This window comes from Microbulbifer okhotskensis (assembly GCF_023895975.1).
Taxonomy (GTDB): domain Bacteria; phylum Pseudomonadota; class Gammaproteobacteria; order Pseudomonadales; family Cellvibrionaceae; genus Microbulbifer; species Microbulbifer okhotskensis.
Map to the genome: position 1 here is coordinate 1 of NZ_JALBWM010000545.1, position 226 is coordinate 226.

A 226-nucleotide genomic window follows, 5' to 3' on the forward strand; every position below is an offset into this window, starting at 1 on the left:
GGATTTGACGGCCCAGCGTAACAGTTTCAAGGCACTTAAAGATGAGATCGGGGTGGCAGTTAACCAGCGACGAGCCGACAAGGAGCGGGCGTTGGAGCGGGCTAAAAAAGAACTCAATACATCAGAGACCCGACTGAAAGAGAATAAACAGCGCCTCGTGGAGCATTATCTTGATCAAGCGGTGGAGCTGAAGGGCTATTATGCTACCCAGCTGAGTGAGATTGAG

The 226-nt window shown here is 51.3% G+C and carries 1 protein-coding gene; it reads left to right on the plus strand.

Going from position 1 to position 226, the window contains the following annotated elements:
• Nucleotides 1-226, plus strand: a 226-nt coding sequence (locus MO867_RS23240; RefSeq protein ID WP_252473520.1) for a hypothetical protein, incomplete at both ends; no start/stop codon positions are given.